Origin of the sequence: Paraburkholderia acidisoli (assembly GCF_009789675.1) — a bacterium.
In the GTDB taxonomy this organism is placed as follows: domain Bacteria; phylum Pseudomonadota; class Gammaproteobacteria; order Burkholderiales; family Burkholderiaceae; genus Paraburkholderia; species Paraburkholderia acidisoli.
Genome location: NZ_CP046913.1, coordinates 1,228,725 through 1,245,355, shown reverse-complemented (window position 1 = coordinate 1,245,355; position 16,631 = coordinate 1,228,725). Strand labels below are relative to the sequence as shown.

12 protein-coding genes are annotated in these 16,631 nt (G+C 66.2%); 3 read left to right on the top strand and 9 right to left on the bottom strand.

Going from position 1 to position 16,631, the window contains the following annotated elements; translation table 11 throughout:
- Nucleotides 1–7: 7 nt before the first annotated feature.
- From FAZ98_RS05375 to hrpA, 4 genes are all read right to left on the bottom strand, one after another.
- Complete coding sequence (locus FAZ98_RS05375) at nucleotides 8–847, bottom strand: EI24 domain-containing protein (protein WP_158949471.1); 840 nt, start codon at nucleotides 845–847, stop codon at nucleotides 8–10.
- Between the two features lie 184 nt (nucleotides 848–1,031).
- Nucleotides 1,032–2,126 carry a sterol desaturase family protein gene (locus FAZ98_RS05370; RefSeq protein WP_158949470.1) on the bottom strand — a complete coding sequence of 365 codons (1,095 nt, stop codon included), beginning with the start codon at nucleotides 2,124–2,126 and terminating at the stop codon, nucleotides 1,032–1,034.
- A gap of 55 nt (nucleotides 2,127–2,181) precedes the next feature.
- On the bottom strand, nucleotides 2,182–3,198 hold the full coding sequence (locus tag FAZ98_RS05365) for a YVTN family beta-propeller repeat protein (RefSeq protein ID WP_158949469.1): 1,017 nt from the start codon (nucleotides 3,196–3,198) through the stop codon (nucleotides 2,182–2,184).
- Between the two features lie 165 nt (nucleotides 3,199–3,363).
- Nucleotides 3,364–7,551 (bottom strand): ATP-dependent RNA helicase HrpA, encoded by a 4,188-nt coding sequence (gene hrpA, locus FAZ98_RS05360; RefSeq protein WP_158951883.1) that lies wholly within the window; start codon nucleotides 7,549–7,551, stop codon nucleotides 3,364–3,366.
- An 878-nt stretch (nucleotides 7,552–8,429) separates the two neighbouring features.
- Here hrpA and argA point away from each other — a divergent pair.
- From argA to proP, 3 genes are all read left to right on the top strand, one after another.
- Nucleotides 8,430–9,821: an amino-acid N-acetyltransferase gene (gene argA / locus FAZ98_RS05355; RefSeq protein ID WP_158949466.1), complete on the top strand. Its 1,392-nt coding sequence runs from the start codon at nucleotides 8,430–8,432 to the stop codon at nucleotides 9,819–9,821.
- Nucleotides 9,822–9,919: 98 nt separating this feature from the next.
- Nucleotides 9,920–10,195 carry an oxidative damage protection protein gene (locus FAZ98_RS05350; protein ID WP_158949464.1) on the top strand — a complete coding sequence of 92 codons (276 nt, stop codon included), beginning with the start codon at nucleotides 9,920–9,922 and terminating at the stop codon, nucleotides 10,193–10,195.
- Between the two features lie 648 nt (nucleotides 10,196–10,843).
- Nucleotides 10,844–12,322, top strand: a complete 1,479-nt coding sequence (proP, locus tag FAZ98_RS05345; protein WP_158949462.1) for a glycine betaine/L-proline transporter ProP — start codon at nucleotides 10,844–10,846, stop codon at nucleotides 12,320–12,322.
- Between the two features lie 119 nt (nucleotides 12,323–12,441).
- Here proP and FAZ98_RS05340 read toward each other — a convergent pair whose 3' ends face one another.
- From FAZ98_RS05340 to FAZ98_RS05320, 5 genes are all read right to left on the bottom strand, one after another.
- Entirely contained in the window at nucleotides 12,442–12,936 is a 495-nt protein-coding gene (locus FAZ98_RS05340) for a metallophosphoesterase family protein (protein ID WP_158949460.1), read from the bottom strand.
- Entirely contained in the window at nucleotides 12,933–13,286 is a 354-nt protein-coding gene (locus FAZ98_RS05335; protein WP_233272669.1) for a cupin domain-containing protein, read from the bottom strand. The genes FAZ98_RS05340 and FAZ98_RS05335 overlap by 4 nt, the downstream gene beginning before the upstream one ends.
- A 67-nt stretch (nucleotides 13,287–13,353) precedes the next feature.
- Nucleotides 13,354–14,778 carry an FAD-containing oxidoreductase gene (locus FAZ98_RS05330; RefSeq protein ID WP_158949456.1) on the bottom strand — a complete coding sequence of 475 codons (1,425 nt, stop codon included), beginning with the start codon at nucleotides 14,776–14,778 and terminating at the stop codon, nucleotides 13,354–13,356.
- A gap of 357 nt (nucleotides 14,779–15,135) precedes the next feature.
- Nucleotides 15,136–15,345 carry a hypothetical protein gene (locus tag FAZ98_RS05325; RefSeq protein ID WP_158949454.1) on the bottom strand — a complete coding sequence of 70 codons (210 nt, stop codon included), beginning with the start codon at nucleotides 15,343–15,345 and terminating at the stop codon, nucleotides 15,136–15,138.
- A gap of 271 nt (nucleotides 15,346–15,616) precedes the next feature.
- On the bottom strand, nucleotides 15,617–16,231 hold the full coding sequence (locus FAZ98_RS05320; RefSeq protein WP_158949452.1) for a glutathione S-transferase family protein: 615 nt from the start codon (nucleotides 16,229–16,231) through the stop codon (nucleotides 15,617–15,619).
- Between the last annotated feature and the right edge of the window lie 400 nt (nucleotides 16,232–16,631).

Here is a 16,631-nt window from a genome sequence, read left to right as displayed (position 1 = left end):
TGAAGAATCAGTGTTCGATACGGGCCACGCTCACGTCGCGTGCTTGCTGGATCTCGCTCGCGCGCATGCGTTGCAGCGCGCGCAGACAGTAGTGTCCGAACCAGAGCGCCGTGAACACCAGAATGAATGCATAGATCCAGATCGTCACCGCGGCGAACACCGGGAAAAACAGCAGCAGCCACGCGGAGACGACCCAGATCGCCGAAGGCAGCGAACTGAGCAAGCCGCTCGCCACGCCGATCACGAGTAGCGGCAGACGGTGGCGGCGCACCAGTTCGCGGCGCTCCGCGAGGCTCGCGTGCAGCGCGAGCGCGTCGTAGGTCATCACGCGATACGTGAGCCAGCCCCACAGCAGCGGCGGGATCAGCGCGAAGAACGGCGGAATTAGCCAGAGCGGCAACGTCACCACCATCACGATCAGGCACACGAGCGTCGTCACGAGCGAATAGCCGACGCTGCCGTACCAGCTGCCGCCGCGGCGCTCTTCGAGCATCGCGTACTGGCGTTTCGAAAGATGGCGGATCACGCGCGGCATCGCGATCGCGACGATCAGCAGCAGCACGGTGATGACGATGAGCGGAATCGTCAGAATGATGACGAGAAACGGCGCGATGGTGGCACGCAGCCAGCCAAAGCCGAACGCGTCGAACAGATGGTAGAGCCACGCCATCGACGACCATTGCGCGAGCGCGCCGCGCACGAGATCGAGCAGCGGCTGCCAGAACACGTAGAGCACACCGCCCCACAGCGCCGCCGCGACCAGAAACGGCACGAGCGTGAGGAACAGCATGGCGGGATGGAACACGCTCGCGAGCGCGCGTCCGAACGAGCGCAGCAGATCATTCATGCGGGCGGAATTCGGCGTAAGAACGGAGAAAAGACACGATGTCGGCGACGAGGGACGTAGTGGGACGGCCTGCGTGGAGTTGCCGTGAGGACGGCCAGTGCGACAGCATAAACCACGGCGGCCCTGGCGAGTAAGTCGGGCGGCTTTCCCGCCCTGGTTCGCGCGAATGCGCGTGGGCGGCGGCCTAGCCGGTCGTGACGTCGTCGCGGGCGTTGCGGTTGGCGTTGTCGCCGCCGTTACCGCCAGCGTTACCACGAAGCACGCCGCGGGAAGGATGGCCGGCAACGGCGGCGCGCGCCCGCTCGTCTGGCCGCTGCAAGCGCCGCGCGATGCGCGCGAACGCGTAGCCGTGCTGCGCCCAGAAGCCTTCGCCGTACTGCGCGCCTTCGAGCTGGTCGCGGATACCGGTGGGCTCGATCGCGCGGTCGAACGACGCGCTGCCGAACAGCATGTCCCACCACGGGAACAGCACGCCGAAGTTGCACCCGTAAGCCGTGCCTTCATGACCGTAGCCGATAGCGTGATGCCGCCGGTGAAAGCGCGGGCTCACGACGAGCCGCTCGCCGAGCCAGCCGAAATGCGCGCGGATGTTGGCATGCTGCACGCTCTGCACGAAATTCGTGAGCGCGACGGCCACCACGAACTGCGCGGGCGGCACGCCGATCGCGAGCGCGATGACGGCGAACATGCACGACTGCATCAGCACGTCGAGCAGATGATTGCGGTTATCGCACCAGAGCGACATCTTGCGCTGGCTGTGATGCACGGCGTGCAGTTCCCACCAGATGCCGAACCGATGCGAGAACCGGTGGTACCAGTAGCCCGCGAAGTCGAGTACCACCACATAGATCGCGAACGCGACCAGCGGCTCGGTGGTCACGCCGGGCCAGAGATTGTCGATGTCGAGCGTCTTGACGCCGAGCAGGCGCAGCGCGCTTTGCGCGCGGTCGAAGAACGGCTGGAGCGTGAAGAAGAACAGCAGGTTGAGAATGCCGAGCCGCGTGACCCAGGTATAGACCGCGTCCACGCCCACGCCCTTGCGATCGCGCCATTGTTCCGCCGGCGCAAGCGCTTCGAGCGGACGCAGCAGCGCATACATCGCCACCACTTCCAGCACGCCGACGATCACCCAGTAGAGCGCGTCGTACGTGTCTTCGTCCACGTCCATCCAGCCAAGCTGGAACAGCAGCGGCTGGATGCCGTTCACGTACAGGAGCGTTTGCAGCCACGACACGAAGTCGTCGGCGTGGGTCGCGAGCAGGTGAAGAAACGAGGACATCGCGCGAAAACTCAAACGAACATCAAAGGAACATCAAAGGAACATCGGGCGACCGTCACGCGCCGTTCGGCGACGCGACCGGCGCGCGGTCGTGGAAGTAGATGCCGTGCGGCGAGCGGCCCACGGCGATCGTCTTGACGAGCTTCCTGGTTTGCATGTCGATCAGGCCAATATGCTTCGCGAAGCGGAAGGTCACCCACAAATAGCGCTTGTCGGCGGTGAGTTCCATGTCGTCGGGTCCGGGCATCAGACCGCTGATCTCGCCCGTCTTTTCGAGCGTTTCTTCGTCGATGATGCTGATGACGTTCGACACGCGGCTCGACACCAGCACGTGCCGGCCGTCCACGAGCGAGCGGAAGTTGTGCGCGGCCTTGCCGACCTGGATCGTCTTGACGATCTTCTGGTTGCGCCAGTCCACCACGGCCACGTAGTCGGCGCCCGTCATGCCGACCAGCAGGTACTTGTCGCCGGGCGTGAGCCACAGACCCGCGGGCGCGGGACCGACCTTCATCTTCCAGAGCACTTTTTGCGTGGGCAGGTCGACGGCGGCAATTTCGCCCGATACCTGCAGCGAGACGAACACGACGCGGCTGTCGTTCGTGAACGCGAGATGGCTCGGCATGGCCGAAAGCGGCATGCGCTTCGCCAGCGTGATGTTGCTGCCGCCCGCGTAGTTGTAGATGTCGAGGCGATCCAGACGCAGGCCCGTGGTCACGAACCACTTGTGGTCGGGCGAAAAACCGAGCTGATACGGGTCTTCGATGTTTTCGACCCAGCGCTGCGGCTTGCCCGTTCTCGGGTCGACGAACAGCAGGTTGTTCGAGACCGAGTTCGCCACGATCAGCGAGCTGTTGTCGGGCGTGGGAAAGAGGTGATGCGGTTCCTTGCCGGTGGGCACGGTGCCGACCACTTCGTACGTTTTATCGTCGATGAGGCTCAGCGTGGCTTCGCCCGAATTGAGCACGATGATGTTGTTCGCGTGCGCAGCAGGCGACGCGAACGACGCCAGCGCGGCAAACGTGGTGCAGGCAAGAGCGAAAACGGCAGCGCGGCTGAAAAGGATCTTGGACATGGAGAATCGTTCCGGAGCAGATTCGCAATTGTAGAACGTCTACCTTCGTGCAAGGTTGACGTAACGCCGCTGAAATGAAAAGGGCGCCGGTTTTGTGGCCCGGCGCCCCGCTTTTCGAACAAATGTTATGTCCCGCTTATGCGGGCCTCGCGAAAATTCGCGCGTTCAGCGCTGCATCGACTCCCACACCTTGTGCAGCCGCTTCACCGAAACCGGCATCGGCGTACGCAGTTCCTGCGCGAAGAGCGAGATGCGCAACTCTTCGAGCAGCCAGCGAAACTCCGACAAGCGCGCATCGAACACGCCGCCGCGCTGCGAGAGCGCCCGCTGATACTGCTGCGCGAGCGGCAGCAGTTCGGCCGCCTGACGCGCGTCGCGGGCGGGATCGGCGCGCAGCTTGTCGATGCGCAGCGCGATGCCCTTCAGGTAGCGCGGGAAATGCACGAGCTGCGCATACGGCGTGGCGAGCACGAAGCGCTTGCCGATCAGCGCATCGAGTTGCGCCTGCATGTCGGCGGCGGGCGCGCCGAACGCCTTGGCGGCCACGAGCTTCTTCGCCACCGAGGCGTATTCGGCCAGAATCTGCCCTACCAGTCGCGCGATTTCCTGCGCGAGCAGCGAAAGCCGCGCGCGCCCTTCGTCCTTGCGCGCGTGGAAGCTCGCGTCGTCGTCGGGCAGCGGGTCTTGCAGGCACGCGCGATCGAGCGCCAGTTCGACGAGCTGATCGCGCAATTCTTCCTGCGTCGCGCGCGCCATGAACTGCATGGCCATTTCGCGCAGGCCCGGCAAGCTCCTCTCCAGGTAGCGGATCGGCTCGCGCAACTGCAACGCGAACAACCGGCGCAAACCCGCGCGATGAATGCGCGCCGCTTCCTCCGGCGAGTCGAACACTTCCACGTCGCAATGCGAACCGCGATCGACGAGCGCCGGATAGCCGTAGAGCGTCTGACCGCCGCGGCGGATTTCGAGCAGCTCCGGCAGTTTGCCGAAGTTCCATGTAGTGAGGTTTTCGTAGAGCGCGGTGTTGGTGCTCGCCGCATTCGCGGCTTGCGCAGCTTCGCTCGCCGTGGGCGTGTGCGGTGCCTGGCCTCTCTTCGACGCGCTCTCGTTTTGCGCGGCGCCACCTGTCGATGCCGATGCCGCCCCGCCCTGCGCATGCGTTTCCAGCGCCGCCAGCGCGGTCGCGCTCGCGAGTTTCTGGAATTGCTGCTGCGCCTGCGCGCCCAGTTCCGAGCGCAACTGCGCGAGATTGCGGCCCATCGCGAGCTGACGCCCGTGCTCGTCGACGACCTTGAAGTTCATGAACAGATGCGCCGGCAGCGTTTCGAGCTTGAAGTCGGCGGTCTTGAGCACGATCTGCTTCTGCTCGCGCACATCGGCAATCAACGCTTCGAGCAAACCGCCCGCGCCGAAACGCTCGCCACCCGCGCGTTCGGCAAAACCCGCCGCATACTCCGGCAGCGGCACGCAATGGCGGCGCAGCTTCTGCGGCAGCGACTTCAGCAGCAGTTGCGCCTTCTCCTTGAGCATGCCCGGCACGAGCCATTCGCAGCGGCGCGCGTCGACCTGATTGAGCGCGTAGAGCGGCACCGCGAGCGTCACGCCGTCACGCGGCGAGCCCGGCTCGAAGTGATACGTGAGCGCCATTGCCGCGCCCGACATCGTCATGCGCTTCGGGAACAGATCCGTGGTGACGCCCGCCGCTTCGTGCCGCATCAGGTCGTCGCGCGAGAGATACAGCAGGCGCAGCTTGTCTTCGGGCTGGCCGCTCTTGCGCACTTCGTCGCGATACCAGCGCTCGAACGACGCGCCCGAATACATGCCCTCGGGAATCGCCTGATCGTAGAAGCCGTAAATCAGCTCGTCGTCGACCAGCACGTCCTGGCGGCGCGACTTGTGCTCGAGCTGCTCGATGTCGGCGAGCAGCTTGCGGTTGTGCGCGAAGAACGCGAGCTTCGTGTCGAACTCGCCCTCCACGAACGCGCCGCGGATGAACAACTCGCGGGCGCGCGCCGGGTCCTGTTTGCCGAACGCCACGCGCCGGCGCTGATACACCGGCAAGCCGTACAGCACGCCGCGCTCGAACGCGCTGACCTGCGCCGCGCGTTTCTCCCAATGCGGCTCCGAAAGCGACGTGCGCAGCAAATGCGCGCCCACTTTTTCGAGCCACTCGGGTTCGATCTTCGCGATACAGCGCGCGTAGAGCCGGCTCGTTTCCACGAGTTCGGCGGCCACGACCCAGCGCCCCGCTTTCTTCACGAGCGCCGAACCGGGCCACAGGTGAAACTTGATGCCGCGCGCGCCGAGATAATGCGGTTCGTCGTCGGCTTTGAGGCCGATATTGCCGAGCAAACCCGTGAGCAGCGCGTGGTGAATCTGCTCGTAAGTCGCGTCGGATTCGTTGATGCGCCAGCCGTGCTCGCGCACCACCGTGAGCAGTTGCGAATGCACGTCGCGCCACTCGCGCAGGCGCAAGTGCGAGAGGAAATTCGCGCGGCACGCGTCCACGAGCTGCTTGTTCGACTTCTTGTGCGCGACCGCGTCCTCGAACCACGCCCAGATCTTGAGCCACTGGAGAAACTCGGAGCGCTCGTCGGCGAAGCGGCGATGCGCCTGGTCGGCCTGCTCCTGCGCCTCGATCGGCCGGTCGCGCGGGTCCTGCACCGAAAGCGCGCTCGCGATGATCAGCACTTCGCGCAGCGCCTGCTGGTCGCGCGCGCCCAGAATCATGCGGCCCACGCGCGGATCGAGCGGCAGGCGCGCGAGTTCGCGGCCGAGCGGCGTGAGGGCGTTGTCGTCGTCGACGGCACCGAGTTCGTTGAGCAGCTGATACCCGTCGGCGATGGCGCGGCCCGGCGGCGGCTCGATGAACGGGAACGTTTCGATCGCCGTGAGATGCAGCGACTTCATGCGCAGAATCACGGCGGCGAGCGACGAGCGCAGGATTTCCGGATCGGAAAACCGCGGCCGCGCGACGAAATCCATCTCTTCATAGAGGCGGATGCAGATCCCGTCGGCGACCCGGCCGCAGCGGCCCGCGCGCTGGTTCGCCGCGGCCTGCGAAATCGACTCGATCTGCAGCTGCTCGACCTTGTTGCGATACGAATAGCGCTTCACGCGCGCGAGGCCGGTGTCGACCACGTAGCGAATGCCGGGCACCGTGAGCGACGTTTCGGCCACGTTGGTCGCGAGCACGATGCGGCGCGCGTTCGACGGCTTGAACACGCGCTCCTGCTCCTGCGCGGAGAGCCGCGCGAACAGCGGCAGGATTTCCGTATGCGGCGGATGGTGCTTGCGCAGTGCCTCGGCCGCGTCGCGAATCTCGCGCTCGCCGGGCAGGAACACCAGCACGTCGCCGGAACCTTCGCGGCAGAGTTCGTCCACCGCGTCGACGATCGCTTCCATCAAGTCGCGATCGCTGTCGCGTTGCGACTTCCTGCCCTCGCGCGGCGCCGTGCCCTGCGCGTTCTTCACCGCCGGGCTGTCTTCCTGCACGGGGCGATAGCGCACCTCGACCGGATACAGCCGCCCGCTCACCTCGATCACGGGCGCGGGTTTTTCGTCGCTACCGAAATGGCGCGCGAAGCGGTCCGCGTCGATGGTCGCCGAGGTCACGATCAGCTTGAGATCGGGCCGGCGCGGCAGGATCTCCTTCAGGTAGCCGAGCAGGAAGTCGATGTTGAGGCTGCGCTCGTGCGCCTCGTCGATGATGATCGTGTCGTAGGCCTTGAGCAGCGGATCGGTTTGCGTCTCCGCGAGCAGAATGCCGTCGGTCATGAGCTTGACCGAGGCGCCCGGCGAGAGATTGTCGTTGAAACGCACCTTGTAGCCGACCACTTCGCCGAACGGTGTCTTCAACTCCTCCGCGATGCGGCGCGCCGTGGCCGACGCCGCGATCCGGCGCGGCTGCGTATGGCCGATCAAGCCGGTGCCGCCCGCGCCAATGCCGCGACCGAGCGCGAGCGCGATCTTCGGCAATTGCGTGGTCTTGCCCGAGCCGGTTTCGCCACTGACGATCACCACCTGGTTCTGCGCGATCGCGCGCGCGATTTCCTCGCGGCGGCCGGAGACCGGCAGCGCTTCGGGGAACGTCACGGGCGGAATCGGGTTCGGCGTGACGGGCGCGCGCGGCGCGCGTTCGCGGCGTGGTTCGCGCGTTTCGCGCGGCGCGGCGTACCCGGCTTCGGGCCGTTGGGTGCGGGTTTCGCGGGGTTCGCGGGGTTCGCGGGTTTCGCGGGTTTCGCGGGTTTCGCGGGTTTCGCGGGGTTCGCGGGGTTCGCGGGGTTCGCGGGGTTCGCGGACGGCTCGTGCACCGTCGCCGTCGCGCGTGGCCTCGTTCGCGGCACGCGGCACCGACTCGCCTTGCGGTTTCGCGGCGCGCGGCGCGTTACCCGCATCGCGCGGTCGGTCTTGCGGCTGGCTTCGTGCTTCGCTGCGTGCTTCGCTGCGTGATTCGCCGCGTGATTCGCTATGGGCTTCGCCTTGCTGCGCGCGCGGCGCGGCGCGGCGCGGCGATTCCGTGCGTTCAGGGCGCGGCGCTCGCGAGTCACGCGAGTCACGCGAATCGTGCGACTTGGGCTCACGGCTCGAGTGCGAATCACTCGACGCATCGGCGGTGTGCCGCGTACGCGGCTGGGCAGGCTGCCCTTTGCCGGGCGTCGCCGTTGCCTCGTGCGTGCGGGCCGGTGTGCCGGTTCGCGTCCCGCCTTGGGCCACGTCGCGAGTCGGCGCCGGCTGCGCCGGGCGAGTTTCGGTTTTCGGCGAGGCGTGCGCAGTCGCGGCTCGAGGCGCCTGCGCCTTAACCGGCGACGATCGCGGCGCAACGGCCGGCGCTTCTTCACGCGTCACCTCGCGCCGGGCCGCGTCACTCGCGTCACGCGGCGCCTGCACCGGCCGATGCGCCGCGCCCCCGCGATCCGCTGCTTGCGGCGCACCCGCGCTCGCCTTCGGTTCGGGCTTCGCCTCCGGCGTCCGCGTCGCGGCGGGCGTCTCGCCAGGCGCCGCTTTGCCGCGCTTGTCCTGCACGCGCGCGCCGCCCAGCGCGCCGCTGCCCATCAGCGCGGCGAGCCGGTCGGTGGACGCGAGCTTCTGTCCGTCGCCGTACTTCTGCGACGCACGCTTTTCCTGCGCGCCGCCGTGCGCCGCGTCTTTGCCTTCCGGGGTGTTGCTGCCCTGCGCCGAGGCAGGTCTTTTGGGTACATTCGACATGGGGGCGCATTATAATCCCGGGCATGAATTCCCAAACCGACCTCGTCCCCGCTCCCGCCGGCGCGCCGGCTCCGTCCAACGCCGCGGAATCCGTTTCCCAGCACGACGCGCAGCATGCGCAATTCGTCGACTGGATGCGATCGGTCGCGCCCTACATTCATGCGTTCCAGGGCAAGACGTTCGTCGTCGGTTTCGGCGGCGAAGTGGTGCATCAGAACCTGCTTAACGCGCTCGTCGCCGACATCGCGCTGCTGCAGGCCATGGGCATCCAGATCGTGCTCGTGCACGGCTCGCGTCCTCAGGTCGAGGAGCAGATGAGCCTGCACGGCGTCGAGTCCGAGTTCTCGCACGGCATGCGCATCACCAATGCCCGCGCGCTCGAATCGGCGAAGGAAGCCGCCGGCGAAGTGCGTCTCGACATCGAGGCCGCGATCAGCCAGGGTCTGCCGAACACGCCCATGGCGCACGCGCACATCAGCGTGGTGTCGGGCAACTTCGTCACCGCGCGCCCGGTCGGCATTCTCGACGGCGTCGACTTCCAGCACACGGGCGTCGTGCGCAAGATCGACGCTGACTCCATCCGCCATTCGCTCGCGAGCCGCAAGCTCGTGCTGCTCTCGCCGCTCGGCTTCTCGCCCACGGGCGAGGCGTTCAATCTGTCGATGGAAGACGTGGCGTCGGCCGCCGCCATCGCGCTGCGCGCCGACAAGATCGTGTTCCTCACGGAAACGCAGGGTCTCATCAACGAAGAAAACGAGCTGATCCGCGAAATGTCGCTCGACGACGCCTACAAGCTGCAGGAAAGCGGCACCGTGCTCGGCGACGCGGGTTTCTATCTGAAGCACTCGATTCGCGCCTGCCGCGGCGGCGTGGGCCGCGCGCACATCATTCCGTATTCGCTCGACGGCGGCCTGCTGCTCGAACTGTTCCTGCACGACGGCGTGGGCACCATGATCTCGTACGAGAATCTGGAGAGCCTGCGCGAAGCCACGCCCGACGACGTCGGCGGCATTCTCACACTGATCGAGCCGCTCGAAACCGACGGCACGCTCGTGCGGCGCGGGCGTCACCAGATCGAACGCGACATCGACCATTTCTCGGTGATCGAGCACGATGGCGTGCTGTTCGGCTGCGCGGCGCTGTACGCGTATTCGCAGGAGCGTATCGGCGAAATGGCGTGCCTCACGGTCTCGCCCGAAGCGCAAGGTTCCGGCGACGGCGAACGCCTCCTGCGCCGCATCGAGCAGCGCGCCCGCGCGCGCGGCCTCACGCGCATTTTCGTGCTCACCACGCGCACGGAGCACTGGTTCCTCAAGCGCGGCTTCGTGAAGGCCAACGTGGACGACCTGCCCGAAGACCGCCGCCGTCTCTACAACTGGCAGCGCAAGTCGCTCGTGCTGATGAAGCAGCTGTGAGCGCCGCGCCCTAACCCACACAAAATCCCATAACCCCCGCTATGGGACGGCAGCCGGCGCGCGAGCGCCCACTGCCGTCGACACAGGAGAAGCACAGCATGGCCCGTATGATCCAATGCGCGAAGCTCGGCAAGGAAGCCGAAGGTCTCGATTTCCCGCCGCTGCCGGGCGAACTCGGCAAGCGCATCTATGAAAGCGTGTCGAAGGAAGCCTGGCAGGGCTGGCTCAAGCAGCAGACCATGCTCATCAACGAAAACCGTCTGAACATGGCCGACCCGCGCGCACGCCAGTACCTCATGAAGCAAACGGAGAAGTACTTCTTCGGCGAAGGCGCCGACCAGGCAACGGGTTTCGTGCCGCCGACGGAAGGCTGAACGCCAGCGAGAGGCGAGGAGATCCTCCCCCCAATCCTGTCGACGTAAAAACCGACTGCAAAAACCGCGCCGTGTGCGCGGTTTTTTTTGCCCCGCGCGCCGGTTTCCAGGCGCCGGAAACGGTTCCATCGAATCGCCGCGATCCCCCGCCAGGCAAGGCCTGGCGCGATCCTCCCGCACCCCGGAGATGGCCCGGTTTGCACGATCTTACGTTATCGTGCTATCATAACGCTTCGTTCAACAGGCATTAGCCATCAATTGCATCCGGTTCGGCGCCCCAAAACGCCTTCCAGCCGAGTGCGCATAACACAGAAGGAACGCTCCGCCACGCGGTGCTTCTTTTTCGTTTCAGCGGCGCTGCTTTATCAGGTACCTGGCACCTCTTGCCGGTCCGGCGTCTACCGTGCCCTGCCCCCCGAACCGGCCACGCAGGCACAACGTTAATTACAACTCGTCCCGAGTGTCGTTTCGCGACACTTCAGCAATGCTTTCGCGCGCCAGGTTTGCGGCCGAGGCTCGTGCAACGTTTGTCCGTTGCGCCAACCCGCCCGCCTTTGCCGCGCGAAATGTCGCCGCTATCGCGAAACGGCACTCTCCGGCAACTGTGGCGAGCTTCGGGGCTCGTCGCTGTCATTGGAGAATTTGACCTTGACTGCGTCCACTTCCGGTACTTCGGCCTCCGCTGCGCGCGGCGCGGCTTCGACCGACCTTTCCCTCGACGACATCACCATCGTCGACAACACGCTGCTCAAACGCGCTGTCGGCGCCATGGCGCTCGGTAACGCCATGGAATGGTTCGACTTCGGCGTGTACAGCTACATCGCCGTCACGCTCGGCCAGGTGTTCTTTCCGTCGAGCAGCCCGTCCGCGCAGCTGATCGCCACCTTTGGCACGTTCGCGGCGGCGTTCCTCGTGCGCCCGATCGGCGGCATGGTGTTCGGCCCGCTCGGCGACCGTATCGGCCGCCAGCGCGTGCTCGCGATGACGATGATCATGATGGCGTGCGGCACCTTCGCCATCGGCCTGATCCCGTCGTACAAGTCGATCGGCATTGCCGCGCCCGTGCTGCTGCTCGCGGCGCGCCTGATCCAGGGCTTCTCGACCGGCGGCGAGTACGGCGGCGCGGCGACCTTCATCGCCGAATTCGCCACCGACAAGCGCCGCGGTTTCATGGGCAGCTTCCTCGAGTTCGGCACGCTGATCGGCTATGTGTTCGGCGCGGGCTCGGTCGCGGTGCTGACCGCCGTGCTCTCGCACGACGCCCTGCTCGACTGGGGCTGGCGCGTGCCGTTCCTCGTGGCGGGTCCGCTGGGTCTCGTCGGCCTCTTCATCCGCATGAAGCTCGAGGAAACGCCCGCGTTCAAGCGCGAAGCCGAGTTGCGCGAAGCCGAAGAACATGCGCGCCCGAAGCTCACGGTCGGCACGCTGCTCACGCAGCATCTGCGTCCGTTCCTGCTGTGCGTGGGTCTCGTGCTGATCTTCAACGTGACCGACTACATGGCGCTCTCGTATCTGCCGAGCTATCTGTCGGCCACGCTGCACTTCAACGAAACGCACGGTCTCTTCCTCGTGCTCGCCGTGATGGTGCTGATGATGCCGATGACGCTCGCGTTCGGCCGCCTGTCCGACGCCATCGGCCGCAAGCCGGTGATGCTCGCGGGCTGCGTGGGTCTGATCGTGCTGTCGATTCCGTCGCTCACGCTCATTCAAACGGGCGCGCTCGTGCCGGTGTTCCTCGGCCTGCTGATCCTGGGCGCGCTGCTCTCGTGCTTCACGGGCGTGATGCCCTCGGCGCTGCCCGCGCTGTTCCCGACCGCGATCCGCTACGGTGCGCTCGCCATTGGCTTCAACGTGTCGGTCTCGCTGTTCGGCGGCACGACGCCGCTGGTGGCCGCGTGGCTCGTCGACCACACGCAGAATCTGATGATGCCCGCGTACTACCTGATGGGCGCGGCCGTGATCGGCATCGTCTCGGTGCTGGCGCTGCATGAAACGGCGCGTCGTCCGCTGCCGGGTTCGGGGCCGAGCGTGAGCACGAAGGCCGAAGCGCATGCGGTATTGCGCGGCGTGCGTCTTGCCCGCGAACTCGACGACGAATACGCGACCGCCAACGCCGTGCGTGCTTGATGGATGACACGCGATAGCGCGAGATAGCGCGAGACAGCGCGTTCGCAGGATTCGCGCAAGAAAAAGGCCAGCTTCGTGCTGGCCTTTTCCTATTTCTGCCGATGAAACCCGCGATGCATTCAGTCGATCAGATTCGCGTGCTCGATCGCGAACTCGCCGTTGGCCTCGATGGTGAGCCTGGCCGCGCTGACCGGCAGCTTGAAGCGGCGCGGCCCCGCGCTACCGGGATTCACGTACACGACGCCCGCGCGCGTCTCCAGCGCAGGCTTGTGCGAATGCCCGCTCACCACGATCGCCACGCGCCCCGCCGCAAGGTCTGCGAGATCGCCAGGCAAGTCGCGCAACTCGTGCACCACGGCCAACCGCACGCCGTTCACCTCGAACGTGGCGAGCAGCGGCAACGCTTCGGCCCAGGCGCCCTGATCGTTGTTGCCGCGCACGACCGTGAGCGGCGCGACGGCGGCGAGCGTGTCGAGCACCGCCTGCTCGCAGATGTCGCCCGCGTGAACGATCGCGTCGCTGCCCGCCACGAAGGCGAGCAATTCGGGGCGCACGAGGTTGTGCGTGTCCGACACGAGCGCGATGCGCTGCGGGCGTCTGGAACTCGATTTCATGCCTGGGCGCCCAGATACACGGCCAGCCACACGGTGGGCACGGCCGGATCCGTCCACGACACGCGGTGGCGGCAATGGGCGGGAATGTGCACGTAGTCGCCCGGCACGAGGCGACGCGACTGCCCCGCGGTATCGGCGGTATCGGCAAACTCGAGCGTCGCTGCGCCGGCGAGCAGCACCACCCATTCCTCGCGCGCGTCGTCGTACCAGAAGCCGGGCGGGCTCGCCTGCCCCGTCGACACGATGCGCTCGATCAGCACGCCCTCGCGCTCGACGAGCGGATCGAAGCGTTCTTCAGGCGCGTCGTGCACGAGGCCTGCGTAGAGATTGCCGTTCGCTGCGGTTGCCATTGCTGTTGCCATTGCTGTCATGGCTCGGTGATGTGAAGCAGGCTTGCCTCGATTTAATCAGGATCGCTTACTTGAGCGGCTTGAGCCCGTCGAGCAAGGTGGGCACGAGTTCGCTCACGGTCGGATGCACGTGCATCGCGTATTGCAGCGTCGTATAGGGCGCGCCGGCCGTCATCGTGTCGATGAAGGTATGTATCGCCTCGTCGCCTTCAATGCCGTAGATCGCCGCGCCGAGGATGCGCTTCGTGTTCGCATCCACGAGCGCTTTCATGAAGCCGTCCGTTTCGCCGCGCTCGCGCGCCCGGCCCACGCGCGACATCGGCATCGTCGCGATCAGTGCGGGCGTGCCGCGTTCGCGCACTTCGCGCTCGCTGAGGCCCACGCGCGCGAGCGGCGGATCGACGAACACAGCGTAAGCGGGAATGCGCGTGTCGGCGCTGCGCGGGATACCGTTGAAGCCGCCGTCCAGCAGGTTGGCCGCGACGATCTGGAAGTCGTCGTAGGACGTGTGCGTGAACGCGCCGCGACCGTTCACGTCGCCGATCGCCCAGATGCCTTCCACGCGCGTGCGCAACTGACCGTCCACGGGAATGTGACCGTGCGCGTCGCGTTCGATACCGGCGGCCTCGAGCCCGAGGTCGTCGGTGTTCGGCACGCGGCCCGTGGCGAACAGCAGATGCGAGACCTCGAGCGCGCCGTCGTCCAGCGCGATGCGCACGCCCGCTTTGCCGTCGAGCGGCGCGACGCCGCGCGGTTCGGCACCCAGGCGGAACACCACGCCTTCGCGCGCGAGCACCTCCTGCACGGCGCGCGCAATATCGTCGTCCTCGCGCGCGAGCACGCGGTTGCCGCGCACGAGCACCGTCACGCGCGCCCCGAAGCGGCGGAACATCTGCGCGAATTCGAGCGCGACGTAACTGCCGCCGACGATCGCGAGATGGTCCGGCACCTGCTCCAGTTCGAGCAGCGTGGAGTTGGTGTCGTAACGAATGGTGTCGAGGCCGGGAATCGACGGAATCTGCGCGCGCGTGCCCGTGTTGACGAAGATTTCGGGTGCTTCGAGGTCGAGCGTGGCGCCGTCGCTCGCGCTCACGCGCACGCTATGCGCGCCCGTGAAGCGCCCGTGGCCCTGAAATACGCTCACGTTCTTCGCGGTGCGCAGCCAGCGCTCGACGCCGTTGCGCGACTCGCCGATGATCCGCTCCTTGCGCGCCTTCACGAAGGCGAGATCGACGCGCACGTCGTTCGCCGTGGCATCGCGAGCAGACGCGCCGATCTGCACCCCGAACTCCGCCGCCCGGCGCGCGACATGCGCAACCCGCGCGCACGCCACATAGGATTTGGTGGGCGTGCAACCCACGTTCACGCAGGTGCCGCCGAACAGCGCGCGCTCGATGATCGCCGTCTTGCGTCCGCTCGCGCCGAGGCGCACCGCGAGCGGCGGTCCGCTCTGGCCCGTGCCAATCACGATGGCGTCGAATCGCTGTGCCATGCCGCTCTCCTGTGCGTGTGCGGGACTGCGCGCCTTCGCCGTTGCGGCGAGGCTCGCGCCATCTTACGCGCGCGGGCGGCGTGCCGCGCGCAACGCGTCGCATTGAACAAACGATAAAGAAACGATCAACAAACGATCAACGAGCAATCAACAAGCCGTCGAACGCGCCAACGCCGCTCGCCCGCACGAAAAGAGCCGCCTCGCATCACGAGGCGGCTCACAGGGTGACGTCGCAACAGCAAACGGGCGGATGCCGCTGCACGTCAGGGGGATCGTCGAACGCAGCGCGTTACCGCGCGCGAGCAGCAATACATTCGGTAGGGTTTTGGGGGGGGGCGAGCGAGAGTCAGCGTGCGTTCAATGCACGCAATCCGTGGCGGCGCATTCGCCCTGGCCCGCGTTCCACAGCGTGCGCGAACGCGTCAATGCCGCACGCGCGCCGCGTGTGGCCATCATCAGCCCGACTTGACCCATGTTGAAGTCGAGCGACACCATCAACTGCATCAGGTCCACCATCGGCAGAACCAGCGCTGGTTGATACAACTGTCGTTCGATAAAGGATTTCATGACCCGCTCCCACTGCGTGCCCGCGTCGCAGCGACACGGGCTCTTTCGATGGATGTGATTCTAGGGAGACGGGACGCAACGATAAATGGGCTATCGGCGAAGTCACTTGTCGCGATTCACAAACAATCGCACGCCATGGCACGAGGCGGGACCGCTCTATCGACGCGATCGATTTCGACAATCGCCGGGTGTATCGGCACAAGGCGTCGGCACAAGGCGTCACCAGGCGATGGCGCGCCAGCCCGGCACGCCAGCGCTCGGACGCAATGGCTCACTCGAGCGGCGTGGCGATGAACTCGGGCAGCGCCTCGGCACGCGCCGAAAGCGCCGCGATTGCCGGATACCGCGCGGCATCCACGCTGCCCGGCAGCATGTGCTGCATGAAGCGCCACGCCACGGCCGCGGTGATGTCGGCCTGCGTGATACGGCCCGCGCACAGCCAGCCGTCGCGGCCCGCAACGAGCGTATCGAGCACGCCCCACGCCGCGTGCATCTGCGCGTGCACGCGCTCGAACCAGGGCTCGTGCTGACGCTCGGCCGGGCGTAGCGCACGCTCGTAGACCTGCTGCACGGTCTTTTCCGTGGCGGCCAGCGCGAAACCGGTCACGCGCAACGCGTAGGTGCGCTCGAGCGTTTCCTCGGGCATGAGCCGCTGCGCGGCGGGCACCTTGCGATCGAGGTAGTCGAGAATCAAGGTCGAGTCGATGAGCTGGGTGCCGTCGCTGTCGATGAACGTCGGGGCCTTCACGACGGGATTGATGCGGGCGAATTCATCGTAGCCGCCGAACACCGAAATGCTGCGGTGTTCGAACTCGAAGCCGAGCACGTGCAGCGAAATCGCGACACGCCGCACGTAAGGGGAATCCATCATGCCGATCAGCTGCATAGGTCACCTCGCAAATTGGGGAGCGGGCGTCGATCTTGCGGGATTGCCATCGGCTTGACAAGCAGCGCCCGGGTTCAGGTTTGCAGCGGACTCTTAAAAGCGTGGCGCGTAGAAATGCGCGTGATTGGCTTCGTCGATCAAACAGGGGCGTACAAGAGCGTTTGCGAACGTTCTGACGGTGCATCCCGCTACGCCAATGCCCTGAAAACTGCGCGTTTTCGCGCAGCGACCGTGTGCCGCGCGCGCAAAAAAAGGCTGGCGACTACAGTCGTTAATTGACGTCTCACCTGATGCGTCGCGCCATTGTTGCGACGCAATGCCTGACGGATTTTCGTGGGGCCGCAACACGGCGCCGCGCTCCACAAGGCGCAGAAGTTCCGCGGGCATGAACAGGATGCCG

Excerpts from the sequence above, each read along its gene's own strand:
- FAZ98_RS05350 (WP_158949464.1), top strand. The coding sequence starts at position 9,920 with ATGGCCCGTATGATCCAATGCGCGAAGCTCGGCAAGGAAGCCGAAGGT.
- FAZ98_RS05335 (WP_233272669.1), bottom strand. The coding sequence starts at position 13,286 with ATGGCAACCGCAGCGAACGGCAATCTCTACGCAGGCCTCGTGCACGAC.
- FAZ98_RS05330 (WP_158949456.1), bottom strand. The coding sequence starts at position 14,778 with ATGGCACAGCGATTCGACGCCATCGTGATTGGCACGGGCCAGAGCGGA.
- FAZ98_RS05325 (WP_158949454.1), bottom strand. The coding sequence starts at position 15,345 with ATGAAATCCTTTATCGAACGACAGTTGTATCAACCAGCGCTGGTTCTG.
- FAZ98_RS05375 (WP_158949471.1), bottom strand. The coding sequence starts at position 847 with ATGAATGATCTGCTGCGCTCGTTCGGACGCGCGCTCGCGAGCGTGTTC.
- FAZ98_RS05365 (WP_158949469.1), bottom strand. The coding sequence starts at position 3,198 with ATGTCCAAGATCCTTTTCAGCCGCGCTGCCGTTTTCGCTCTTGCCTGC.
- argA (WP_158949466.1), top strand. The coding sequence starts at position 8,430 with ATGAATTCCCAAACCGACCTCGTCCCCGCTCCCGCCGGCGCGCCGGCT.
- FAZ98_RS05340 (WP_158949460.1), bottom strand. The coding sequence starts at position 12,936 with ATGAAATCGAGTTCCAGACGCCCGCAGCGCATCGCGCTCGTGTCGGAC.
- FAZ98_RS05320 (WP_158949452.1), bottom strand. The coding sequence starts at position 16,231 with ATGCAGCTGATCGGCATGATGGATTCCCCTTACGTGCGGCGTGTCGCG.
- FAZ98_RS05370 (WP_158949470.1), bottom strand. The coding sequence starts at position 2,126 with ATGTCCTCGTTTCTTCACCTGCTCGCGACCCACGCCGACGACTTCGTG.